This is a genomic window from Agrobacterium sp. ST15.16.055 (assembly GCF_027956555.1).
GTDB classification, from domain to species: Bacteria; Pseudomonadota; Alphaproteobacteria; order Rhizobiales; family Rhizobiaceae; genus Agrobacterium; species Agrobacterium salinitolerans.
On sequence record NZ_JAQKGN010000001.1, the window covers coordinates 208,724 to 232,054 of the forward strand.

General features: G+C 60.1%; 24 protein-coding genes. 11 read left to right on the plus strand and 13 right to left on the minus strand.

Annotation, left to right across the window (positions count from 1 at the left end; all coding sequences use genetic code 11):
* Nucleotides 1-7: 7 nt before the first annotated feature.
* The 3 genes from PL599_RS01045 to PL599_RS01055 form a co-directional block, all read right to left on the minus strand.
* Nucleotides 8-1,609, minus strand: coding sequence for a carboxyl transferase domain-containing protein (locus PL599_RS01045; RefSeq protein ID WP_269823507.1), 1,602 nt, complete (start codon nucleotides 1,607-1,609; stop codon nucleotides 8-10).
* Nucleotides 1,610-1,618: 9 nt separating this feature from the next.
* A complete protein-coding gene (locus tag PL599_RS01050; RefSeq protein WP_173990877.1) occupies nucleotides 1,619-2,791 on the minus strand; it encodes an isovaleryl-CoA dehydrogenase in 1,173 nt (390 codons plus the stop codon).
* Between the two features lie 80 nt (nucleotides 2,792-2,871).
* On the minus strand, nucleotides 2,872-3,345 hold the full coding sequence (locus tag PL599_RS01055; protein ID WP_077985119.1) for an Lrp/AsnC family transcriptional regulator: 474 nt from the start codon (nucleotides 3,343-3,345) through the stop codon (nucleotides 2,872-2,874).
* Nucleotides 3,346-3,672: 327 nt separating this feature from the next.
* Between PL599_RS01055 and PL599_RS01060 the strand changes: the two genes are divergently transcribed.
* The 5 genes from PL599_RS01060 (at nucleotide 3,673) to gpmI (ending at nucleotide 10,108) form a co-directional block, all read left to right on the plus strand.
* On the plus strand, nucleotides 3,673-4,800 hold the full coding sequence (locus tag PL599_RS01060) for an acyl-CoA dehydrogenase family protein (protein ID WP_269823508.1): 1,128 nt from the start codon (nucleotides 3,673-3,675) through the stop codon (nucleotides 4,798-4,800).
* Between the two features lie 44 nt (nucleotides 4,801-4,844).
* Nucleotides 4,845-6,083 (plus strand): 3-methyl-2-oxobutanoate dehydrogenase (2-methylpropanoyl-transferring) subunit alpha, encoded by a 1,239-nt coding sequence (locus PL599_RS01065; protein WP_142911999.1) that lies wholly within the window; start codon nucleotides 4,845-4,847, stop codon nucleotides 6,081-6,083.
* A gap of 3 nt (nucleotides 6,084-6,086) precedes the next feature.
* The gene (locus tag PL599_RS01070) at nucleotides 6,087-7,100 is read left to right on the plus strand and encodes an alpha-ketoacid dehydrogenase subunit beta (protein WP_065118089.1); all 1,014 of its coding nucleotides are present in this window, start codon (nucleotides 6,087-6,089) and stop codon (nucleotides 7,098-7,100) included.
* Between the two features lie 2 nt (nucleotides 7,101-7,102).
* Nucleotides 7,103-8,377, plus strand: coding sequence for a dihydrolipoamide acetyltransferase family protein (locus tag PL599_RS01075; protein WP_269823509.1), 1,275 nt, complete (start codon nucleotides 7,103-7,105; stop codon nucleotides 8,375-8,377).
* A 213-nt stretch (nucleotides 8,378-8,590) separates the two neighbouring features.
* On the plus strand, nucleotides 8,591-10,108 hold the full coding sequence (gene gpmI, locus PL599_RS01080; RefSeq protein WP_137411527.1) for a 2,3-bisphosphoglycerate-independent phosphoglycerate mutase: 1,518 nt from the start codon (nucleotides 8,591-8,593) through the stop codon (nucleotides 10,106-10,108).
* A gap of 77 nt (nucleotides 10,109-10,185) precedes the next feature.
* On the opposite strand, the gene PL599_RS01085 is transcribed toward gpmI, so the two are convergent.
* The 7 genes from PL599_RS01085 to PL599_RS01115 form a co-directional block, all read right to left on the minus strand.
* On the minus strand, nucleotides 10,186-10,623 hold the full coding sequence (locus tag PL599_RS01085) for a YeeE/YedE family protein (protein WP_269823510.1): 438 nt from the start codon (nucleotides 10,621-10,623) through the stop codon (nucleotides 10,186-10,188).
* Nucleotides 10,620-11,027 carry a YeeE/YedE family protein gene (locus PL599_RS01090; protein WP_269823511.1) on the minus strand — a complete coding sequence of 136 codons (408 nt, stop codon included), beginning with the start codon at nucleotides 11,025-11,027 and terminating at the stop codon, nucleotides 10,620-10,622. The genes PL599_RS01085 and PL599_RS01090 overlap by 4 nt, the downstream gene beginning before the upstream one ends.
* Nucleotides 11,024-11,380, minus strand: a complete 357-nt coding sequence (gene bigR / locus PL599_RS01095; RefSeq protein WP_269823512.1) for a sulfite-sensing transcriptional repressor BigR — start codon at nucleotides 11,378-11,380, stop codon at nucleotides 11,024-11,026. Before bigR ends, PL599_RS01090 begins: the two co-directional genes overlap by 4 nt.
* Nucleotides 11,374-12,669: a bifunctional sulfur transferase/dioxygenase Blh gene (gene blh / locus PL599_RS01100; RefSeq protein WP_269823513.1), complete on the minus strand. Its 1,296-nt coding sequence runs from the start codon at nucleotides 12,667-12,669 to the stop codon at nucleotides 11,374-11,376. Before blh ends, bigR begins: the two co-directional genes overlap by 7 nt.
* 264 nt (nucleotides 12,670-12,933) lie before the next feature.
* The gene (locus tag PL599_RS01105) at nucleotides 12,934-13,419 is read right to left on the minus strand and encodes a hypothetical protein (protein WP_077985111.1); all 486 of its coding nucleotides are present in this window, start codon (nucleotides 13,417-13,419) and stop codon (nucleotides 12,934-12,936) included.
* Between the two features lie 13 nt (nucleotides 13,420-13,432).
* Complete coding sequence (locus PL599_RS01110; RefSeq protein ID WP_269823514.1) at nucleotides 13,433-14,224, minus strand: SDR family NAD(P)-dependent oxidoreductase; 792 nt, start codon at nucleotides 14,222-14,224, stop codon at nucleotides 13,433-13,435.
* A 26-nt stretch (nucleotides 14,225-14,250) separates the two neighbouring features.
* Nucleotides 14,251-15,078, minus strand: coding sequence for an alpha/beta fold hydrolase (locus tag PL599_RS01115; protein WP_269823515.1), 828 nt, complete (start codon nucleotides 15,076-15,078; stop codon nucleotides 14,251-14,253).
* Between the two features lie 128 nt (nucleotides 15,079-15,206).
* Here PL599_RS01115 and PL599_RS01120 point away from each other — a divergent pair, with 128 nt between their 5' ends.
* Entirely contained in the window at nucleotides 15,207-16,190 is a 984-nt protein-coding gene (locus tag PL599_RS01120) for a GlxA family transcriptional regulator (RefSeq protein ID WP_269823516.1), read from the plus strand.
* Nucleotides 16,191-16,286: 96 nt separating this feature from the next.
* On the plus strand, nucleotides 16,287-17,018 hold the full coding sequence (locus tag PL599_RS01125) for a FadR/GntR family transcriptional regulator (protein WP_077985108.1): 732 nt from the start codon (nucleotides 16,287-16,289) through the stop codon (nucleotides 17,016-17,018).
* A gap of 27 nt (nucleotides 17,019-17,045) precedes the next feature.
* Here the strand turns inward: PL599_RS01125 and PL599_RS01130 are convergent, their stop codons facing one another.
* Both PL599_RS01130 and PL599_RS01135 read right to left on the minus strand, forming a co-directional pair.
* On the minus strand, nucleotides 17,046-17,681 hold the full coding sequence (locus PL599_RS01130) for a LysE family translocator (protein ID WP_173990863.1): 636 nt from the start codon (nucleotides 17,679-17,681) through the stop codon (nucleotides 17,046-17,048).
* Nucleotides 17,674-17,961, minus strand: a complete 288-nt coding sequence (locus PL599_RS01135) for a hypothetical protein (RefSeq protein WP_269823517.1) — start codon at nucleotides 17,959-17,961, stop codon at nucleotides 17,674-17,676. Before PL599_RS01135 ends, PL599_RS01130 begins: the two co-directional genes overlap by 8 nt.
* 10 nt (nucleotides 17,962-17,971) lie before the next feature.
* Here PL599_RS01135 and PL599_RS01140 point away from each other — a divergent pair, with 10 nt between their 5' ends.
* Genes PL599_RS01140 through PL599_RS01155 form a run of 4 tightly spaced genes read left to right on the plus strand, consistent with a single transcriptional unit; the run spans nucleotide 17,972 to nucleotide 21,480 of the window.
* Nucleotides 17,972-18,994 carry an ABC transporter permease gene (locus tag PL599_RS01140; RefSeq protein WP_020012032.1) on the plus strand — a complete coding sequence of 341 codons (1,023 nt, stop codon included), beginning with the start codon at nucleotides 17,972-17,974 and terminating at the stop codon, nucleotides 18,992-18,994.
* Nucleotides 18,994-19,881 (plus strand): ABC transporter permease, encoded by an 888-nt coding sequence (locus PL599_RS01145; protein ID WP_191216660.1) that lies wholly within the window; start codon nucleotides 18,994-18,996, stop codon nucleotides 19,879-19,881. The genes PL599_RS01140 and PL599_RS01145 overlap by 1 nt, the downstream gene beginning before the upstream one ends.
* A gap of 4 nt (nucleotides 19,882-19,885) precedes the next feature.
* Nucleotides 19,886-20,722, plus strand: coding sequence for an ABC transporter ATP-binding protein (locus tag PL599_RS01150; protein WP_269823518.1), 837 nt, complete (start codon nucleotides 19,886-19,888; stop codon nucleotides 20,720-20,722).
* Nucleotides 20,722-21,480, plus strand: a complete 759-nt coding sequence (locus PL599_RS01155) for an ABC transporter ATP-binding protein (protein WP_077985103.1) — start codon at nucleotides 20,722-20,724, stop codon at nucleotides 21,478-21,480. The genes PL599_RS01150 and PL599_RS01155 overlap by 1 nt, the downstream gene beginning before the upstream one ends.
* 233 nt (nucleotides 21,481-21,713) lie before the next feature.
* Here the strand turns inward: PL599_RS01155 and PL599_RS01160 are convergent, their stop codons facing one another.
* A complete protein-coding gene (locus PL599_RS01160) occupies nucleotides 21,714-23,312 on the minus strand; it encodes an ABC transporter substrate-binding protein (RefSeq protein ID WP_271358775.1) in 1,599 nt (532 codons plus the stop codon).
* Nucleotides 23,313-23,331 lie beyond the last annotated feature (19 nt).

Genomic DNA, 23,331 nt, shown 5'->3' on the forward strand with positions numbered 1-23,331 from the left:
CGTCGCCTCACATCCTGAATATGCCAAAACGGGTGGGTTCAATCGGTGCATTGAGCGCGGCGGAGAGGCCAAGGCCAAGCACGAGGCGGGTATCCTTCGGGTCGATGATGCCATCGTCCCAAAGTCTGGCGCTGGCATAATAGGGATGTCCCTCCCGCTCGTATTTTTCCCGGATCGGCTGTTTGAAGGCCTCTTCCCCTTCCTTGGACCAGTGACGGCCATCGGCCTCGATGCCATCGCGACGGATTTGCGCCAAGACGGACGCCGCCTGTTCGCCGCCCATCACCGAAATGCGGGCATTGGGCCACATCCACAGGAATCGTGGCGAATAGGCGCGGCCGCACATGCCGTAATTGCCGGCCCCGAAGGAGCCGCCGATGATGACGGTGAATTTCGGCACTTTGGCTGAAGCGACAGCGGTCACGAGCTTGGCGCCGTCCTTGGCGATGCCGCCCGCCTCATAGGCCTTGCCGACCATGAAGCCCGTGATGTTTTGCAGGAAAACCAGCGGGATACCGCGCTGGCAGCAAAGTTCGATGAAATGCGCGCCCTTCAGTGCCGATTCCGAAAACAGAATGCCGTTATTGGCGACGATGCCGACAGGATAACCGTGGATGTGGGCGAAACCGCAGACCAGCGTGGTGCCGTAAAGCGCCTTGAACTCATCGAATTCGGAACCGTCCACCAGACGGGCGATGATCTCGCGCACTTCGAATGGTTTGCGCGTATCGGCGGGAACGACGCCATAAAGCTCCTCAGGCGGATAAAGCGGTTCTACGGGTTCGCGGATATCCAGCTCCACCTGTTTGCGACGGTTGAGGGTGGAGACGATCCGCCGGGTCAGCGCCAGCGCGTGCCGGTCGTCGCGTGCATAATGATCGGTGACGCCGGATTGCCGGGAATGCACATCCGCGCCGCCCAGCTCTTCCGCACTCACCACCTCGCCGGTCGCGGCCTTCACCAGCGGCGGGCCGCCGAGAAAGATCGTGCCCTGATTTTTGACGATGACGGACTGGTCGCTCATGGCAGGCACATAGGCCCCGCCCGCCGTGCAACTGCCCATCACCACGGCAATCTGGGCGATGCCTTCCGCTGACATATTGGCCTGATTATAGAAAATGCGGCCGAAATGATCGCGGTCGGGAAACACCTCGTCCTGATTGGGCAGGTTCGCGCCGCCGGAATCCACGAGGTAAATGCAGGGCAGGCGGTTCTCCGTGGCGATTTCCTGCGCACGCAGATGTTTTTTCACCGTCAGTGGATAATAGGTGCCGCCTTTCACCGTCGCATCATTGGCGACGATGACGCATTCGCGGCCCGAGACCCTGCCGATGCCGGTGACAATGCCGGCGGCGGGAATCGGCTCGTCATAGACCTCGTAAGCTGCAAATTGCGAGAATTCGAGGAATGAACTGCCGGGATCGAGAAGCGCTTCGATCCGGTCGCGCGCCAGCAATTTGCCGCGGGAAAGATGCCGTTCACGGGCCTTGTCGCCGCCGCCTCTCAATATTTTCTCGACGTGCTGCTGCAGGTCATCGACCAGGCCTGACATGAAATCGACATTGGCGGCAAAGGTGGGGTCGCGGTTCAGGCTGGATGTAAGCTTCATCTTGTGTCCTCACCCGTTGCCCTTGACCAGTTCGCGGCCGATCAGCATCCGGCGGATTTCGCTGGTGCCGGCACCGATTTCGTAAAGCTTTGCGTCGCGCAGCAGCCGTCCGGCCGGGCTTTCATTGACATAACCGGAGCCGCCGAGAAGCTGAATTGCATCCAGCGCCACCTGTGTGGCCCGTTCGGCGGCGAACAGGATTGCGCCCGCCGCATCCTGCCGCGTGATGCGGCCATTGTCGCAGGCCCGGGCCACGGCATAGACATAAGCGCGCGATGCGTTCATCGCCGAATAGATATCGGCAAGCTTTCCCTGCACCAGCTGGAATTCGCCGATGGGTTTGCCGAACTGCTTGCGCTCGCGGGCATAGGGCAGCACCAGATCGATGGCTGCCTGCATGATGCCAACAGGGCCGGCAGCCAGTACGGCGCGCTCGTAATCCAGCCCGCTCATCAGCACCGTCACGCCATCATTGAGGCGACCAAGGATGTTTTCCTCCGGCACCTCGCAATCCTCGAACACCAGTTCCGAGGTGGGGGAACCGCGCATGCCGAGCTTGTCGAGTTTCTGGGCCGGGCGAAACCCCTTGAAGCCTTTTTCGATCAGGAAGGCGGTGATGCCGCGCGGGCCGGCGGACATATCCGTCTTGGCGTAAACCACCAGCGTATCGGCCTCGTGACCGTTGGTGATCCACATTTTCGCGCCGTTCAGCACATAGTGATCACCTTTGCGTTCCGCCTTCAGCCGCATCGAGACGACATCCGAACCGGCTTCCGTCTCGCTCATGGCGAGGGAGCCGACGTGCTCGCCGGAGACCAACTTCGGTAGATATCTGTGCTTCTGCTCTTGCGTTCCCCAGCGGTGAATCTGGTTGATGCAGAGGTTGGAATGAGCGCCATAGGAAAGGCCGATGGAAGCGGAAGCCCGGCTTATTTCCTCCATCGCCACGCAATGGGCGAGATAGCCCATGTCAGCGCCGCCGAATTCTTCCGAAACGGTGATACCGTGCAGGCCAAGCTGGCCCATTTGCGGCCAAAGCTTGCGTGGAAAACGGTCGTCCCTGTCGATCGCCGCCGCCAAAGGAGCAATTTTATCGTCTGCGAATGCACTTGCGCTGTCGCGCAATGCTGCGATTTCCGGGCCGAGATCGGCATCGAAAATGGCGGCGAGATTCAAACTCATCGCGTCTCCTCCTCCGGACGGCATCTGCCGCCGTCCCTTTTGTCAGCAACCGGCACCTCCTCCGCGCCGGCAACCCTTGATTATGGCGCGTCACCTCCGGTGAAGGCGGCGGAACGGCGCACGAATGTCTTGATGGCGAAATTGGACTGGATGCGCGACACGCCGGGAACCGTGGTCAGGAAATCCAGTAGCTCCTGATAATGCGGCAAATCCCGCACCATGGCGTGGATCAGATAATCGGAACTGCCGCTGGTCTGGTAACCGCCCACAACTTCCGGAATGGAAGCGACGTGGTGTTCGAAGGTGGTCAACGCTTCCTTGATCTGCCGTTCCAGCGTGACGGAAATGAAGACGCCCATATTGCCGAGCAGACGGTTCTCATCGAAGACGGCGGTATAACCGCGAATGATGCCTTCCTCTTCCAGCTTGCGCACGCGGCGCAGCGTCGGCGTGAAGGAGAGACCGATGCGGGCGGCAAGATCCCGCCAGCTGACCCGCCCGTCATCGCCGAGAACATGCAGAATCTTCTGGTCGAAACTGTCGAGCTCAATCATGGATCATTTGCTCTATGATATGACTATTTGTTGGATCAAAGATATCGCCAATCAAAAAACTGTCAATCAAAATAGCTTTGAAATGAATTCGAGATAGTGATAGCGTTCACATCAGTCGCGGTCTGGAGGAGATTTGCGGCGGGCCGGTTCCTCACGTCAGGGCTGGCCAAGGGAGGTGAATTTGGCTGTGCATGACCCTGTCGTGATCGACGGGGCCGCCCATGCTTTCATGGGCAGGCCTCAGAACCAATTCCAGTTTGCGACGTTGCCGGCATCAGGTGACGTCGACGCGTCTCATGCGCTTCTGCTTTTGGGGGAGAGGCCGCGATGATGCTCACCGAAGCCCAGCAACAGATCAGAGATATGGCCCGCGACTTCGCCCGCGAGCGGCTTGCCCCTGGCGCCGCTTCGCGTGACCGGGAAAGCCGTTTTCCCAAAGACGAATTGAAAGCGATGGGCGAGCTCGGTTTCCTCGGCATGCTGGTCTCCGAAGAGTATGGCGGGGCGGAGACCGGCGCCGTTGCTTACGCACTGGCACTGGAGGAAATCGCTGCCGGGGATGGTGCCTGTTCCACCATCATGAGCGTCCATAATTCCGTGGGATGTGTGCCTATCCTAAAATTCGGAACCGAAGGCCAGAAGCAGCGCTTCCTGCCGAAACTCGCTTCCGGCGAATGGATTGGATGTTTCGCGCTGACCGAACCGCAGGCTGGCTCCGATGCGTCAAATCTCAAGACCAAAGCGCGGCGCGATGGCGATCGTTATATTCTTGATGGCGCTAAGCAATTCATCACATCAGGTAAAAATGGCGATGTCGTCATCGTTTTTGCCGTCACCGACGCGACGGCGGGCAAGAAGGGTATCACCGCCTTCATCGTGCCGACGGACACGCCGGGTTACGAGGTCATAAGGGTCGAAGAAAAGCTCGGCCTGCATTCATCCGATACCTGCCAGATCGCCTTTACCGACATGGCGGTGCCAGCCGAATTGCGGCTGGGCGAAGAGGGGCAGGGGTATCGCATTGCGCTTGCCAATCTGGAAGGCGGACGCATCGGCATCGCCGCGCAAGCGGTAGGCATGGCGCAGGCGGCCTTCGAGGCGGCGCGGGATTATGCCCGTGAGCGCAAGGCCTTCGGGCAGGCAATCATCGAACATCAGGCGGTCGCGTTTCGCCTCGCGGATATGGCGACGCGCATTCAAGCGGCGCGGCAGCTGGTGCTGCATGCGGCGGCGCTGAAGGAAGCGGGTGAGCCCTGTCTTTCGGAGGCTTCGATGGCGAAGCTCTTCGCTTCCGAAATGGCCGAGCGCGTCTGCTCGGACGCCATCCAGATTCACGGCGGTTACGGCTACATGGCGGACTATCCGGTGGAGCGGATCTATCGCGATGTGCGCATCTGCCAGATTTACGAGGGGACCAGCGATGTCCAGCGAATGGTGATCGCGCGGAACCTTTGAGCGTTGTTTCGCGGTCTGGAGGAGACCGCGACGGGAGGAGTAGAATGGACATAACCGAAACGCCACGTCTCAGCCTGCATGTTCCCGAACCTGCGGTGCGGCCCGGTGGGGAGCCGGATTTCTCCAATGTGAAAATACCCAAGGCCGGCTCCGTGCCGCGCCCGGAGGTTGACGCCGCGCCGGAAAGCATGCGCGATCTTGCCTATTCGATCATCCGTGTCCTCAATCATCAGGGCGAGGCCGTTGGGCCATGGGCAGGGCTGCTTTCGGATGAGGACCTGCTGGTGGGCCTGAAGAATATGATGCGGCTTCGGGCTTTCGATGCGCGCATGCTGATGGCGCAACGGCAGGGTAAAACCTCTTTTTACATGCAGCATCTGGGCGAAGAGGCGGTGAGCTGCGCCTTCCGCAAGGCGCTCTCCAAAGGCGACATGAATTTCCCGACCTACCGGCAGGCCGGGCTGTTGATCGCCGACGACTATCCGCTCGTCACCATGATGAACCAGATCTATTCCAACGAACTGGATCCGCTGCATGGGCGGCAGTTGCCGGTGCTTTATTCGTCGAAGGAGCATGGTTTCTTCACCGTCTCCGGCAATCTCGCCACGCAATATGTGCAGGCGGTCGGTTGGGCGATGGCGTCGGCCATCAAGGGCGATACGAAGATCGCCGCAGCATGGATCGGTGACGGTTCGACGGCGGAGTCGGATTTTCACTCGGCGATGGTCTTTGCCTCCACCTACAAGGCTCCGGTGGTTCTCAATATCGTCAATAACCAATGGGCGATTTCCACCTTTCAGGGCATCGCGCGCGGCGGTTCGGGAACCTTTGCGGCACGCGGCCTGGGCTTCGGCATTCCCGCACTGCGGGTCGACGGCAATGACTATCTCGCCGTTTATGCCGTGGCGCGCTGGGCGGTGGAGCGGGCTCGCCGCAATCTCGGCCCGACGCTCATTGAATACGTCACCTATCGTGTCGGCGCCCATTCCACTTCCGACGATCCGAGCGCTTACCGCCCCAAGACGGAGTCCGAGGCATGGCCGCTGGGCGATCCGGTTCTGAGGCTCAAAAAACATCTCATCCTGCGCGGCGTCTGGTCGGAGGAACGGCACCGGCAGGCAGAGGCGGAAATTGCCGATGAGGTGCTGGAAGCTCAGCGCGAGGCGGAAAGCCACGGCACGCTGCACGAAGGCAAAAAACCGCCGAAAAAGGATATTTTCGAGGGTGTCTACGCCGAGATGCCGCCGCATCTCGTCCGGCAACGTCAGAAGGCAGGGTGGTAAGGCATGGCAAGAATGACGATGATCGAAGCCGTCCGTAGCGCCATGGATGTGTCCATGGAGCGCAGTGACGATGTCGTGGTGTTTGGCGAGGATGTGGGCTATTTCGGTGGGGTTTTCCGCGCCACGCAGGGGCTGCAGGGAAAATACGGCAAGACCCGCTGTTTCGATGCGCCGATCAGTGAATCCGGCATTGTCGGCACTGCCATCGGCATGGCTGCTTATGGGTTGCGGCCCTGTGTCGAAATCCAGTTCGCCGATTACATGTATCCCGCCTATGACCAGATCACCCAGGAAGCAGCGCGTATCCGTTATCGCTCCAATGGCGATTTCACCTGCCCGATCGTTCTCAGAATGCCGACCGGCGGCGGCATTTTCGGCGGGCAGACACACAGCCAGAGCCCGGAGGCGCTTTTCACCCATGTCTGCGGGCTGAAGGTGGTGGTTCCTTCCAATCCCTATGACGCCAAGGGGCTGCTGATCGCTTCCATCGAAGATCCCGACCCGGTTATGTTTCTGGAGCCGAAGCGGCTTTATAACGGTCCCTTTGATGGCCATCACGACCGGCCGGTGACGCCGTGGTCCAAACACGAGATGGGGGAGGTGCCGGAAGGGCACTACACCATTCCCATCGGCAAGGCGGAGATACGCCGTCCCGGAAACGCTGTGACCGTCATCGCTTATGGCACCATGGTGCATGTGGCGCTGGCGGCGGCGGAAGAGACTGGCGTGGATGCTGAGATCATCGATCTTCGCAGCCTCTTGCCGCTCGATCTCGATACAATCGTCAAGTCTGTCTCCAAGACCGGCCGTTGCGTCATGGTGCATGAGGCGACGCTGACCTCCGGCTTCGGGGCCGAAGTCGTGTCTCTGGTGCAGGAGCATTGTTTTTATCACCTCGAGGCTCCCGTCGTCCGCGTCGCGGGCTGGGATACGCCTTACCCCCATGCGCAGGAATGGGACTATTTTCCGGGGCCGGCCCGCGTCGGGCGCGCCCTTGTCGATGTCATGGAGGCCTGATTATGGCGGAATTTGTTATCACGATGCCCGATGTCGGTGAAGGTGTGGCGGAAGCCGAACTGGTGGAATGGAACGTCAAACCGGGCGATCTCGTCCATGAGGACATGGTGCTGGCCGCGGTGATGACCGACAAGGCGACGGTGGAAATCCCATCCCCGGTGGCGGGGATCGTCACCTGGCTTGCCGTGACGGTTGGAAATACCGTGCCGGTAAAGGCGCCGCTGCTGCGCATCGAAACCGATGTCGCCGTCGCCGCTCCCAATGGCAGCGCGCCGGAAGCGGAAGTGCCCACCCAGATGACGCAAGCGCCTGCCGACATGACGGACACGCCGCCACCCGTTGAAACCCAACCTGCGGCGCGAGAGGCCGAGGAGGCGCCGCCGGCGCCCGCCGCCGAACCGCATCATAAACCGTTGGCGTCTCCCGCCGTTCGCCAGCGCGCCGACGATCTCGATATCGATCTCACCAAGGTCAAGGGAACGGGGCCGGACGGGCACATCACCCATGCCGATCTCGACGGGTTTTTAACCGTGCGGGGACGGCCGGACCGTCCCGAGCCGATAGCGCCCCACGATAGCGCTGTCGAGGAGGTGAAGGTGACCGGGCTCAGGCGCAAGATTGCCGAGAAGATGGTGCTTTCCGCCTCCCGCATTCCCCACATCACCTATGTCGAGGAAGTCGACGTGACCGATCTGGAGGATTTGCGGGCAACCATGAACGGCAATCGCCGTTCCGGGCAACCGAAGCTGACGATCCTGCCGTTCCTGATGCGCGCGCTGGTGAAAGCCGTTGCCGATCATCCCGGCATGAATGCCACCTTCGATGACGAAAAAGGGGTCGTCAGCCACTATGAAGCGGTTCATATCGGCATCGCCACGCAGACGCCGTCGGGCCTCACCGTTCCGGTCGTGCGTCATACGGAAACGCTCGGCCTTTGGGAATGCGCGGACGAAGTCGCACGCGTCGCCGAAGCGGCCCGCACCGGCACGGCCCATCGGGAAGAATTGATGGGCTCCACCATCACCATCAGTTCGCTGGGAGCCTTGGGCGGTGTGGTCTCCACACCCATCATCAATCACCCGGAGGTGGCGATCATCGGCGTCAACAAGATCGTGACGCGCCCGGTGTGGGATGGGACGCGGTTTGTGCCGCGCAAGATGATGAACCTCTCATCGAGCTTCGATCACCGGGTTGTCGATGGCTGGGATGCGGCGATATTCATCCAGGCCGTGAAGGCGCTTATGGAAAAACCGGCGCTGATCTTTATCGACGGCTGAAGATTCATTCGTAAGAAGCTTTTCTTCCATGAGGCGCTCCGGCTTCATGGAACTGTTTCGGTGTCGGTATAGGCTTGCGTTCGTTATCTTCGGGTATAGAAGAGAAGAACGAGAAACATGTTTTCTCATCATGATCACAGTGGCGGACGAGGGCGCTCCGGTGCCCGGCGGTCCGCCCTCCGCCGGCAACCGAATGAAGAAGAAGGTCCTCCCATGCGCACTCCCAAACCCGTTGTCCTGACTATTCTCGATGGCTGGGGGCTGAACGAGGACACATCCAGCAATGCGCCGGTGCTGGCGAATACGCCCACCATGGACCGGCTTTTCGCCACCTGCCCGAATGCGAGGCTCACCACCTTCGGCCCGAATGTCGGTCTGCCCACCGGGCAGATGGGCAATTCGGAAGTTGGCCACACCAATATTGGCGCGGGCCGCATCGTCGCCATGGATCTCGGCCAGATCGATCTGGCGATCGAGGATGGCAGCTTTTTCCGCAATGCGGCGATGCTTGATTTCGCCGCCACCGTGAAGGCCGCGGACGGTGTGGCGCATCTGATGTGCGTCGTTTCCGATGGCGGCGTCCATGGCCATATCCTCCACGGCCAGGCGGCGGTGAGGCTGATGATCAGCCACGGCCTGAAAGTGGTGGTACATGCCATCACCGACGGCCGCGATGTCGCGCCGCAATCGGCTGAAGAATTTGTGGCGGCACTGGTGGCGAGCCTGCCGCAGGGGGCAAGCATCGGCACGGTGATCGGCCGCTATTATGCGATGGATCGCGACAACCGCTGGGAGCGCGTCGAGAAAGCCTATGACGCCATGGTTCTGGCGAAAGGAGAACACGCGCGGGATGCGGTAAGCGCCGTTGCTCAGAGTTATAGGAACAACGTCACCGACGAATTCATCCTGCCGACGGTGATCGATGGTTATGAAGGTTTCAAGGCCGGCGATGGCCTGTTCTGCCTGAATTTCCGGGCCGACCGTGCCCGTGAAATCCTGCTCGCCATAGGGGCGGACGATTTCGACGGTTTTTCGCGCGAAAAGCCTGTTCTTTCGGCTCTGCTTGGCATGGTGGAATATTCCACCCGCCATAATGAATTCATGACGACGGCTTATCCGAAGCGGGATATCGTCAATACGCTCGGCGCCTGGGTGGCAAAGCAGGGGCTCACGCAGTTTCGTCTCGCCGAAACGGAAAAATATCCGCATGTCACCTTCTTCCTGAATGGCGGTAAGGAAGAGCCGGAAGTGGGCGAAGACCGTTTCATGCCGAAATCCCCGAAGGTCGCGACCTACGATCTGCAGCCGGAGATGAGCGCGCCGGAAGTGACGGAAAAATTCGTCGAGGCGATCGGCAAGGGTTACGATTTGATCGTCACCAACTACGCCAACCCCGATATGGTGGGTCATACCGGCGATCTGCAGGCCGCAATCAAGGCCTGTGAAGCCGTGGATCGTGGGCTTGGTGCCGTCGTTGCCGCTCTTGAAAAAGTGGGCGGCGCGATGCTTGTCATTGCGGACCACGGCAATTGCGAAACCATGGTCGACCCCGTGACCGGCGGTCCGCATACGGCCCACACCACCAATCCGGTGCCGGTGATCCTTTTCGGCGGCCCGGAAGGTGCGAAGCTGCATGACGGCATTCTTGCCGATGTCGCGCCCACCCTGCTGCAACTGATGAATGTGCCGCTGCCGCCGGAAATGACGGGCAAAAGCCTGATTGACCTCTAAATAATCACACGCCGTCGCGCGGGAGCGTTCCAGCCTCGCGCGACGGCCCGTTTCCCCGCCCCGAACGAGTCTTGCCTTTATGGCTGCTTTGCGTAGAGGCGGTCGTGGATCAGCATGCCGGCAATCATGGCGCCGACGAAAAGAACGACCGGCGTCAACCCGAGGGCGAAAGCCGATAGTGCCGGGCCGGGACAGAAACCGGCAAGCCCCCAACCGATGCCGAAAATGGCCGAGCCTGTTATGAGCGGCCGGTCGATGCGGGTTTTTGCGGGAAGGCTGAAACCTTCTGCGAGGACCGGTTTGGCGAGACGCCGGCTGAGCAGCACACCCGGCACGGCGACCATCACCGCACCGCCGAGAACGAATACCAGGCTCGGATCCCAATGGCCGCTCGCCACGTCGAGAAAGCCGGCAACGCGGGCCGGATCAACCATGCCTGAAAGCGAGAGGCCAAAGCCGAACAGGGCTCCGGCGGCCAATGCCAGGAAAACACTTGCTACGGCTGGATTTTTCAAGACAGGGCTCCAGTTATCGTCGCGGCGCAAATACCGGCAATCAGAAAGGTGGCGGTCGCGGCGATGGAGCGCCGGGAAAATCGCGCCAGCCCCATGATGCCATGGCCAGATGTGCAGCCTGAGCCCATGCGCGTGCCAAAACCCACCAGCAGCCCGGCAATGAGGATGAGCGGCCATGGTGAAACGATGGTGATGGCCGGCAGCCGGCCGAATGCCGCGGCATAGATATAAGGTCCGGCCAGCAAGCCGGCGACGAAGGCGAGATCGGCAAGACGCCGCTCCCTGCCGAGCATTTTGCCTATGAGCCCGCTGATGCCGGCAATACGGCCATTGAAAAGAAACAGCAGAATGCAGGCAAGACCGAGCAGCATGCCGCCAAAAAGAGAGGGCCAATAGGGGCTCACGGGGTCTCCTCCTCTGGCGCGCAGAATATGGTGTAAAGGGCCTCGATCAGTTGCGCTGCTTTCGCTTCGCTCAGTTGGTAAAAAATCTGCTTGGCGTCGCGCCGGGTTTCGACCACGCCGGCTTCCCGCAGCACGCCCAGCTGCTGGGAGAGCGTCGGCTGGCGAATATCCAGCTTGGCCTCCAGCTCGCCGACGGAGAATTCCCCCTGCGCCAGCGTGCAGGCGAGCATCAGCCGCGCCGGGTGTGCAAGCGTTTTCAGAAGCAGTGCGACCTCGACAGCCCTCTCCTCCATGGCGGGAAGTGGAATTTTAGCAATGTGGGGGGACTTTTCCAGCTTGTTTTCCTTTACCATATGCTTCCCTCCAGCACGTCGAGCGGGAATTTCAGATAACGCTTGCCATTCGCCTCCGGCTCCGGCAGGCGACCGCCGCGAATATTGACCTGCAGGGCGTGGAGAATGAGCTTCGGCATCGGCAATGTGCGATCCCGCGCTTGCCTGAGACGGATGAAACCCTCCTCCGTCACGCCGGCAAGATGCGGATTGCTGTGTTTTTGTTCGCCGACCGTGCTTTCCCATTTCGGCGTGCGGCCGCCGGGCTGATAATCGTGGCCGGTGAAAAGCCGTGTTTCGTCGGGAAGGGCGAGAATGGCTTGAATGGACGCCCAGAGTTCGCTGGCGCTGCCGCCGGGGAAATCGGCGCGCGCGGTGCCGGAATCCGGCATGAAAAGCGTATCGTGCACGAAGGCGGCATTACCTACCACATAGGTGACGGAGGCCAGCGTGTGGCCGGGCGAAAACAGCACGCGCGCTTCAAGGGAGCCGATATTGAACCTGTCGCCCGCCTCGAACAGCCGGTCCCATTGGGAGCCATCGGTTTTTAGATCCGGCCAGTTGTATTTTTCCTGCCAGAGCTTTTGGACGCCGGTGACTTTCGCGCCGATGGCTGTCTGCGCACCGGTCTTCTGCTTGAGATAATGGGCAGCGGAAAAATGGTCGGCATGCGGATGGGTATCGAGAATCCATTCCACCGTCAGGCCCTGGCTCTCCACATAGTCCAGAATGGCGTCGGCATTCATCGTTCCGGTTGCGCCGGATTTCTCATCGAAATCATAGACCGGGTCGATAATGGCGCAGCGCCCGGTCGAGGGATCGGACACGACATATTGCACGCTCCATGTACGCGGATCGAAGAATGCCTTGACGTGCGGAGCCGCCGCTGCGCGCCGTTCCAGCCAGCGGGTGGCGCCGGAAAGGTCAAAGCCGTGCGTCTTGCCGAAAGCCTCGATATCGTCCCTTTCGATGCGCCCATCCAGAGCTTCCCCGAGAACATGAAGCGTGAGCGCGCGGGCGCCGCCCTTGCAATGGGCAAAAACGGGGCCTTCCGCTTCCGCCATTTTCTGCTGGAAGGCGCGGATATCGGCTTCGGTGATGGTTTGGCCGCTGACCGGGATAAAGCCATAATCCATGCCCGCGGCGCTGGCGGCGCTTTTTTCCTGGGAATTGCCCGGCTGGCCGGGCTCTTCACCATCAGGCCGGGCATTGACGATGCTTTTATAACCTTGGGCGGCGAGCAATGGGAAATCGTCGATCATCGGCTGGCCCGCAACTGTCAGACGCTCGTTGATCTTCACGGCATTCATCGGCATCTCCTGTTACTATAAATTAATATATATTATTGTATAATGTATATTGTTTGTTTGCAAGGCCGCAAAATGGCTTCGTTCCGGATATCTCCTGCTGCATCGTTCAGGAAAGGTTCGGAAGAAAATCCTAGAGATGGGATTTCTTCGTTTTGTGACGGCTGGACGGAGATTGCCTGTCTTCTGTATGCGAAAAATGCCTTGCGGCCTGAATATGGAGGCACAAGGCATTTTCGTGGAAACCGGTTCGAATTCGGGCTTGCTTCAGACGACGAGCCTGCGGCGTGTCGCTTTCCAGCCGAGACAGATGGCTGCAACAAGCAGAACCGTCTGGGCGACGACGAAGGGCGGTTCATTGCCGTTCGGCGCCAGATTATTGAGGGTTTCGACCTTGAGAAATGCCTGAACGATCAACACGAACATATTGAGATAAAGGCTGATCGTAGCGGTGATCGTATAAATAATGCGCGCCCTGCCATTCAGGCCGTATCCATAAAGCGCAACCAGTGCGATTGCCAGAACGAGGGTCGAGATGACGCCGACGCCGAGCGCCGGCGTGAAGTTTCCGATTGGAAACAGGAAGCCGGTGAGTGTGGTGGCGAGCGTGGTGACGAGGAAAAGCGCCATCATGCGCGGCATCCATCGCCCCGCCGCATAAGCGGGCAGGGCGATCAGTCCGGCGGCGATGCCGATGAAGCTTAGGCCTACATGCAATGCCGTGAATTGGGGAATGGTCAGTCCGAGGATCATGATACGTCTCCCTCTATTCGGTTTTGGCTGCACGATACCGGCTTGCGGCAAGTGCATGCGACAGATTGGGCCTTAACGCCGCGCGCGCTGCAAGGAAATTTTCAAGATCAGCCGTATCCGGCAGGGACGGAATGGTCAGTGCTTCGCCGAGGTCGAGACCGGCAAGGGCCGCATCCACCATTTCGTAAACATCCATGACCATGGCGGCCGGAATGGCGTCGAGCCGTTCCTCTTCCCAGATCGCGGTGCGGGTGATGCCCGGCAGGACGGCCTGAACTCGCACGCCGGAGGGGGAAAGCTGCGCCTGCAGCGCCTCGGTGAAGGCAAGCACGAAGGCCTTGGTGGCCGGGTAGACGGCGGTGAATGCCGCCGGCATCAGCGCCGTGACCGAAGTGATGTTGATGATCGTGCCCTTGCCATCGTCGACAAGACGCGGCGCGATGGCTGCTGCAAGCCGGGTGACGGCAAGGATGTTGAGGTTGATCATCGTTGTCACATAGGCCGGGTCCAGCGCCGTGATTGCGCCTTCCCCGGCAATACCGGCATTGTTGACGAGGCCGGTAATCCGACGGTCGTCGCGCAGCCGCACTTCCACCTTTTCGAGGTCTTCCGCCTTGGAAAGATCGGCGGCGAGAACCTCGACTGCGATGTGATGATCCTTTTCCAACCGTGCGGCCAATGCTTTCAGCTTTTCGGCACGCCGCGCCACGAGTATGAGGTCATGGCCGCGTTTTGCCAGACGTTCGGCATAGACCGCACCGATGCCATCGGATGCGCCGGTGATGAGAAATGTATTCTGTGTCATGTCCGTGTCTCCTTTGTGCGGCGGTTTCAGGCGTTGATGAAGGCGAGAAGGTCGGCGTTGAACCGGTCCTGATGGGTCTGCGTCAGGCCATGGTCGGCGCCCTCATAGATTTTGAGCACTGCATGTTTGACTATTCTGACCGTGGAGAGCGCCGAAGCGCCGACCGGCACGATCTGATCGTCATCGCCGTGCAGAACCAGCGTCGGCTTGTCGAAAGCCTTCAGGTCCTGATGGAAATCGCTTTCCGAAAAGGCGCGAATGCTGTCGAGCTGACCTTTCAGGCCGCCCATCATGCCCTGCCGCCAGAATTCGTCGCGGATGCCTTCGGATATCACGGCGCCTTCGCGGTTGTAGCCGTAGAAGGGAATGGTCAGGTCCTTGAAAAACTGGCTGCGATTGTCATAGGTGCCCTTGCGGATGCCGTCAAAAACATCGATCGGCAGGCCGATGGCATTGCTTTCCGTCTTCAGCATCAGCGGCGGCACCGCGCCGATGAGGGCGATCTTGGCGACGCGGGCCGTACCATGACGGCCGATATAGCGCGTCACCTCGCCGCCGCCGGTGGAATGGCCGACCAGAATGATGTCGTGAAGATCGAGCTGTTCGATCAGCTCGGCCAGATCGTCGGCATATTGATCCATGGTATTGTTATGCCAGACCTGATCGGAGCGGCCGTGGCTGCGGCGGTCATGGGCGATGGTGCGGAAACCGTGATTGGCGAAGAACACCATCTGCGCATCCCAGGCATCGGCGCTGAGCGGCCAGCCATGGGAGAAGATGATGGGTTGCCCGTCTTTCGGGCCCCAGTCCTTGTAGAAGATATGCGTTCCGTCTCTGGTGGTGATCGTTGTCATGGCTTTCTCTCCTGTTGCAGGGAGCTTGCTTGCGTCCCGTGGGAATAGAGATACTCTGGAGACAGCCGGGACTGGATTGGCGCTTCTGACAGAAAACGAGCCAAAACTGACAAAACGGGGTGTGGGTCATGGCAGGGGTAACGGGAAGCGCGCTGGAAGTGGGACTGGTCCTCTATAGGGACTGTCAGATCGCCATGGTGCATGGGATCACCGATCTTTTTGCCATCGCGTCGGTATTTTCTCAGGATCGCGGCGGGCCGAAATTGCGGGTCAGTCACTGGAGCATGGGGGAGGGCGGTGAATTCGCGCGCTGTCAGGATACCGATCCAGGGCCGGGGCATCCCGATATCTTTATCGTACCCGGGAGGCTGACCGGGCCAGCCGAAATCGAGGAAGCGGAGCCTTACGCCCGCTGGCTGCTGGATCGGCATGCGCAGGGGGCGACGCTTGCCGCCAGTTGCGGCGGCTCCTTTATGATTGCGGCAACGGGCCTCCTGTCCGGCCGCCCGGCTACCACCCACTGGTTGTTTGCCGAGCGTTTCCGCGAGCGTTTTCCCGATATCCGGCTTGAGATAGACAAGATCGTCATCGAGGATGGCGATATCATCACGGCTGGCGGGCTGATGGCATGGACAGATCTTGGCCTGCGCATCGTCGACCGGCTTCTCGGACCTTCGGTGATGATCGAGACCGGCAAGTTCCTGCTGATCGATCCCTCGGGGCGTGAACAGCGCCATTATAGCAGCTTCGTCCCAAGGCTGACGCATGGCGACGAGCCGATCCTGAAGGTGCAGCACTGGCTGCAGGCCCGCGCCGGGCGGGCGACGAGCGTTACCGACATGGCCGGCCATGCAGGGCTGGAGGAGCGGACCTTCCTGCGCCGCTTCAAGGCCGCCACCGGCATGAAGCCCATCGAATATGTCCAGCATCTGCGTGTCGGCAAGGCGCGGGAACTGCTGGAATTCACCCGCCGTTCTGTCGATCAGATCGCCTGGTCGGTGGGTTATGAGGACGCCGCCGCCTTTCGCCGGGTGTTCCACCGCATTCTCGGCCTCTCGCCGGGTGAATATAGAAGCCGCTTTTCCAGCAGTTCGGCCATGGCTGCGGCGTGAGGGCGGCCGACCGTCCCGGCGGTGCGGAGGCGCGGCCCTTGCAATGTGGCGGGTGTTTGCTAACATGCCAGACAAGTTTGAAACAGGTGGGCCGGAATGGACGTTGAGAGCAACACGAAGCAAGGAGTATCGCTCGCGGCGAAAATCAGTTCGGCATTGCGGCGGGATTTGTCCGAAGGCGTTTTTCGCCCCGGCGACCGTCTTCCGAGCGAAAGCGAACTCACGCGGGAATATTCGGTGAGCCGCACAGTGGTACGCGAAGCCATCGCCATTCTGCGCGCCGACGGCCTCGTTGAAGCCCGCAAGGGCGCGGGCGTTTTTGCCGTCGAAGTAAAGCCGGCCAAGGAGCTGCCTTTTAACGATCTGGCCGTGGGACGGATTTCCTCGGTGATCGAGTTGCTGGAATTGCGCACGGTCTTTGAGGTTGAATCCGCCGGGCTTGCGGCATCGCGCCGTTCCGCCGTGCAGGTGGAGGCGATTGTGGATGCGCACCGGCGCGTCGGCGACTGTCTCGCCGCCGGTTTGCCGACGCGGGACGCTGATTTCGAGTTCCATCTGGCCATTGCGCAGGCGACGCAGAACAGGAGGTTTCCCGAGTTTCTTCAGCTCATTCGCACCGGCATCATTCCTCGCGGCGAATTGCAGGGGGCAGCGCCCGGATCACGTCCGAAGGACTACAACCTGCATCTCCAGGAGGAACATGCGAGGATTGTCGACGCCATCATCGAAGGTGATGCCGACGGCGCCCGCCAATATATGGCGGCGCATTTGCGCGGCAGTCTTGAGCGCTACAAAGTGCTTCTGCGCTCCCGCACTGCCGCTGAGTGATCCAGAAATTGCTCATGAGTCAATGGGTTAAACGGTCGCTCGCCGATAAAAGGCTAGCGAGGCGGCAAGCGTCAGAAGCGCGCCGCCGCAAATCCGGTCGAGCCACAGGGCTCCGGATTTCCGCAGCAGCCGGACGGCCTGCGAGCCGAGCAGGGCATATCCGAACATCACGATGAAATCGATGGCGGCGAAGATCAGCGCAAGCGCTGCATATTGCTGGAGCTGCGGTGCAGCGGGATCGATGAATTGCGGCAGGAAAGCGGAAAAGAACAGATATCCCTTGGGGTTGGTGACCGCCACGAGAAAGCTTTTGAGGAAAATCGAGGGAACGGAAGCAGCCCCGTTGGCCTCTGCCGGTTGAAGGGCGCCATCGAGCATGCCTCTTGAGCGCAAAAGCATGATGCCGAGGAAGGCTAGATAGCAGACGCCCACCCATTTGACGACACCGAACCAGAATTCGGAAGCGGCGAGCAACGCCCCCAATCCTAGTGCTACTGCGCCGATCAGGACAAAATCCGAGAGAACAGCGCCAGCCATGCCGCTCATGGCGCGGCGTACTCCGAATCTTGAACCATTTGTAAGCGCGAGCAAAACGGTAGGGCCGGGCGTGGCAATGCCGATAAAAGCGACCACGGCAAATGCCAGAAGTGTCACGTCAACCATATTTCTCCCCCCTGAAGGCGCGGGTGTCATCGGCATCATCGCCGGGGCAGGCGTCCGCGCATTCTGCGAGGTGGGAGAATACAGGCTTTTGCTGGCGCCACAATGCATGTGCTTTTCCCAAAGCAGAAAGAAAGCCCGACGGCTTCGGCACGCCTTTAGATTCCTGGGCAATAGGGATTTCGCCGGTACTCGCTTGACAGCCTCCAACACCTGTGACAACTTGTGGATAGTTGTCAGACAGGATTGCGCTTTGGTCACTTGCGCAATCGATCTCTGGCAAGGGAGGAATCATGTCAAAAAGACGCCTTTCGCTTTATGGCCTTTCCGGCCAGATCGGAAGTATTGCGGTTACGCTGCTTGGATTGCTGCTGCTGACCTTTTTTATCGGCCGCCTGATGCCCGCCGATCCCGTGCGGGCGATTGTGGGCGAGGACGCGACGCGCGAAACCTATGAACAGGTCTATCATGCGCTCGGTTTCGACCGTCCGCTCTGGCAGCAGTTCATCTATTATCTCGGCGATGTCTTCACCGGCGATTTCGGAACCTCGATCCGCACGGGCCAGCCCGTCATCCAGGACATCATACGCGTCATGCCCGCGACGATGGAGCTTGCGACCTTCGCGATCCTGATCGGCGCTGGCCTTGGCATTCCCATGGGCGTTTATGCCGCGGTCAATAAAGACCGCTGGCAGGATCATCTGGTACGCGTGCTCAGCCTGTTCGGCCATTCCATGCCGATTTTCTGGACCGGCATGATCGCGCTGATCGTTTTTTACGCCCATCTCGGCCTTGTCGGCGGCGGTGGCCGTATGGACCAGTTTTATATCGGTCTGGTGGAGGAGCGCACCGGCTTTCTGTTGATCGACAGCCTGCTTGCGGGCGATATGGAAGTGTTCTGGTCGGCCATCAACCACCTCATCCTTCCCGCCGCGCTGCTCGGTTATTCCTCCTCGGCCTATATCACCCGCATGACGCGTAGCTTCATGCTGGACCAGCTGGGCCAGGAATATGTGACGACCGCCCGCGTTAAAGGCCTGTCGCAACGCCAGACGGTGTGGCTGCACGCGTTTGGGAATATTCGCGTGCAGCTCGTCACCATTATCGCCCTTGCTTACGGTTCGCTGCTGGAAGGGGCGGTTCTCATCGAGACCGTCTTCGCCTGGCCGGGATTCGGCCAATATCTCACCAGCAATCTTATCATCGGTGACATGAATGCCGTGATGACCTGCGTTTTGATCGTCGGCGTCATCTTTATCGGGCTCAATCTCCTGTCCGACATTCTCTACCGCTTTTTCGATCCGAGGACCCGCTGATGACGGCCCGCGCAGAAACCTCCTTCCGCCTTCCGGCGCCCTTGAACGCGCTGAAGAACATCGTCGTTTTCCTGCTGAAAAGCCCGACATCGGTCTTCGGCCTAGCCGTCCTGCTGTTGCTCGTCATCGCCGCGATTTTCGCTCCCTGGCTAGCGACGCATGACCCCTACGCCCAGGATCTTGCCAACACGCTGCAGGCGCCGGGTAATGGCCACGTCTTCGGTACGGACGAGTTGGGACGGGATATCTACAGCCGCCTTCTCTGGGGCGCACGCATCACGCTCACCATCATCTCGCTGGTGTCGATCATCGTCGGTCCCGTCGGCCTTCTGGTCGGCACGGCTTCCGGTTATCTCGGCGGCAAGTTCGATACGGTGATGATGCGCATCACGGATATCTTCCTGTCCTTCCCGAGCCTCATCCTGTCGCTCGCCTTCGTCGCAGCACTTGGGCCAAGCCTCAACAATGCGATCATCGCGATCGCGCTCACTTCATGGCCACCGATTGCGCGCCTCGCACGCGCCGAGGCCATGACCTTCCGCAAGGAGGATTACATTGCCGCCGCAAGGCTTCAGGGCGCCTCGCCGCTGCGCATCATCGTCAAATCGATCATGCCCATGTGCCTGCCTTCTGTCCTGATCCGCCTGACGCTGAATATGGCGACGGTCATCCTCACCGCCGCCGGCCTCGGCTTCCTCGGTCTCGGCGCGCAGCCGCCGTTGCCGGAATGGGGAGCGATGATCGCGACCGGACGCCGCTACATGCTCGACAGCTGGTGGCTCGTCACCTTCCCCGGCGTTGCGATCCTTTCCGTCAGCCTTGCCTTCAACCTGCTGGGTGACGGCCTGCGGGATGCGCTCGATCCAAAGCAGATGAACCGGAGATAGGGCCATGGAAAAACCAATCCTCGATGTCGAAAATCTCCGCATTCGCTATGGCGGCTCGCCCACCGAGGCGGTGCGCGGCATCTCCTTCACCCTCGGTCGGGAACGGCTTGGTATTGTCGGCGAAAGCGGCTCGGGTAAATCCACCGTCGGCAGGGCGCTGCTGCGGCTCCTGCCATCGGCGACAATAACCGCCGACAAGCTTGATTTCGACGGTCTCGATCTTCTGTCTCTGAGTGAAAAGGAGATGCTGAAGGTTCGCGGCCGGCGCATGTCGATGATCCTTCAGGATCCGAAATTTTCCCTCAATCCCATCCGCCGTGTCGGCGATCAGGTAACGGAAACCTATCTGCGCCACTTCAAGGCTTCGAAATCGGAAGCCCGGGAAAAGGCGCTGGCCATGCTGGATGCGGTGAAAATCCGCGACGCCGCCCGCGTCTACGAGCAATATCCGCATGAAATTTCCGGCGGCATGGGCCAGCGTGTGATGATCGCCATGATGCTGCTCGCCGATCCAGATCTCGTCATTGCCGATGAGCCAACCTCGGCGCTTGACGTGACGGTGCGGTTGCAGGTCCTGAATATTCTCGACGGTTTGGTGCGGGATCGCGGCATCGGCCTCATCATGATCAGCCACGATCTCAATCTCGTGCGCAATTTCTGCGACCGGGTACTCATCATGTATGCCGGCCGGGTAGTGGAAACGCTCGCCGCACGCGATCTCGATCAGGCGAAGCACCCCTATACGCGCGGCCTTCTGGCGGCGCAGCCGCGCATCGGCGGCAGGCGTGCGCCACTTGCGGTGCTCGACCGCCGCCCCGAATGGCTGGAGAAGAACGTATAATGGCCGTTTCAGTCGAAACCCGCGATCTTTCAATCACCTTCGGCAGCGGCCCCACTGCGCTGAACGTGCTGCCTTCCGTATCCTTCCGCGTCGAGCCGGGCGAATGTTTCGGGCTGGTCGGCGAAAGCGGTTCGGGCAAATCCACCGTCCTTCGCTGCGTGTCGATGCTCAACGATTTCTGGACCGGCGACATCCTCATCGATGGCAGGTCGGTGCGCGATATGCCGTTGATCGAGCGGTGCCGCATGCTGCAGATGGTGTTTCAGGATCCCTACGGGTCGCTGCATCCGCGCCAGTCGGTGCGCACCGTGCTTTCGGAATCGCTAGCCATCCACAAGCTCGGCGACCGCGAAGAGCGCATGCGCAAGGCCATCACGGATGTAGGCCTGCCCGTAGCCTTTCTTGATCGTTTCCCGCACCAGCTTTCCGGCGGCCAGCGGCAGCGTGTGGCGATTGCCCGGGCGCTGATCCTTGAACCGTCACTGCTTCTGCTAGACGAGCCGACGTCTGCGCTCGATGTTTCTGTGCAGGCGGAAATCCTCAACCTCCTCCAGCGCCTGCGGGAAGAGCGTGGCTTCACCTATATCATGGTGACCCACGATCTCGCCGTCGTCGATCACATGTGCGACCGCTTCGCGGTGATGCTGCGCGGTGAAATCACCGAAACCCTGCCGCGCGACGCTATCGCCGGCAATGGCGCGACGCATCCCTATGCGCGCGAACTGATCGGCGCCTCTCTGGAATATGAAGGCGCGTGACGGCTCCAAGAACCTGACCGTGCTCCTCCGGGGCGTTGCGATAACAACATCCTCCTTCCTTGCCCGGCTTCACTGCCGGGCTTTTTTTGGAGTGATGCCGGGCGTGGGGTGAAAAAAGAAAAGGCGCGGGTTTAGCCGCGCCTCAGGGATTGCAGACGACATTCTACTACCATATTGGCTTCCCTCCGCCTTCATCCTCGGGTCAATCCCGAGGATGAAGGCTTATGGATGCATCACCGCTCCTTGCTCACCTCTTCAAACCGCGAAAGCCAGGGGCTGACAATCATGCCCTTGACGTCGCTGCGGAAGGCGGCGGTGTCGATGACTTCGGAGAAGGGCTGAATGGACATGACGTTCTCGTCCATATAACGCTGCAGGTCCTCATAAAGCTTTGTCTGTTTCGCCACGTCGCGCTCGACCAGCGCCGCCTCGATCATCTTGTTCAGCTTCTCATCGAAGAAACTGGTGCGCCAGCTCTGGTAATTGGTGAGCTTCGCGTCATCGGCATTGTTGGGATTATAGGCGATGGAGCGCAGGTTGTTGTCCGGATGCGGCTGCTGGCCGCCGCCGCCGCGACCGAGCAGCAGTTCGAAATTTCGCTCTCGCATCGCGCCGTAAATCTGATCGCCGGAGCCGCTGATCAGTTCGGCCTGAATGCCGGCCTGGGCCAGCGTGTTCTGGATCGCCGTTGCCGCTTTCATGAAGGGGTCTTCCGAAAGCACACGCAGCGTCGTCTTGAAACCGTTCGGATAACCGCCTTCGGCCAGAAGCGCCTTGGCTTTTTCGATGTCGAGCTTGTAGCCCTGATCCGGAAGCGAACCCATCACACCGGTGCTGAGGGAGCGCTGATGCAGCTTGCCGTAATAGGGCATGACCGCCTTGTCGAGGCCGGCGTAATCGATCAGGTAACGCAGGGCCTCGCGCACCTTCTTGTTCGCAAATTTCTCATCCTTCATCGAAACGCTGAGGTAATAAAAACCGGAGCCGGGCGTGGATTCGATGGTGATAGCCTTGTCGGCCTCAAGCGATTTCAGGTCCGGGGCCTGCAAGGAGTAGGCAACGTCGATATCGCCTTTTTCCAGCATCAGCCGCTGCGATTGCGATTCCGGCAGATGGCGCATCAGGATGCGCTTCATGCTGGCCTTCTCCCCCCAATAATCATCGTTGCGGGTGAGGATGATATATTCGTTGGATTTCCATTGCGTCAGCTTGAACGGGCCGGAACCGGCGGAATTCAGTGTCAGCCAAGCGCCGCCGAGATCGCCGTCCTTTTCATTCTCAAGAGCCATCTTGCTGTCGATGATCGAGCCTGGGCCGTTCTGCGCAAGGATCATCAGGAGAAGGTTGGGATCGTCCGGCTTCGGAATATTCAGTACGAAAGTCTGGTCGTTTTCGGCGACGAAGAGCTTGTCGGCCTCTTCCAGCTTGAAACCGCGGGTTTTCAGGAAGGACGACTGCGCCAGATTGCGGGCGAGCAGCCGCTTCAGGCTCCAGGCCACGTCCTTGGCCGTCACAGGGTTGCCTGAAGCGAATTTCGCTTCGCCGCGCAGATGGAAACGGATGGATTTGCGGTCTTCGGCAATTTCCCAGCGTTCGGCAAGGCGTGGCTGGACGCTGCGGTCTTTCGGTGAAAGCACGACCAGCGTGTCATAAACGTTGTTCAGAACCTGTACGGTCTCGCGGCCGGTAATGGCGGCGGGATCGAGGGTCAGGATGTTGCTCATGGTCGTGGCGACGATGAGTTGGTCTTTCGGCGTTTCGGCGAAAACACCGAGCGGCATCGCGCCGATCAGCAAGGCGCCAAGCGCTGCGGTTGCAAGAAAATGTTTCATTTTTCCTCCCAATACGGCC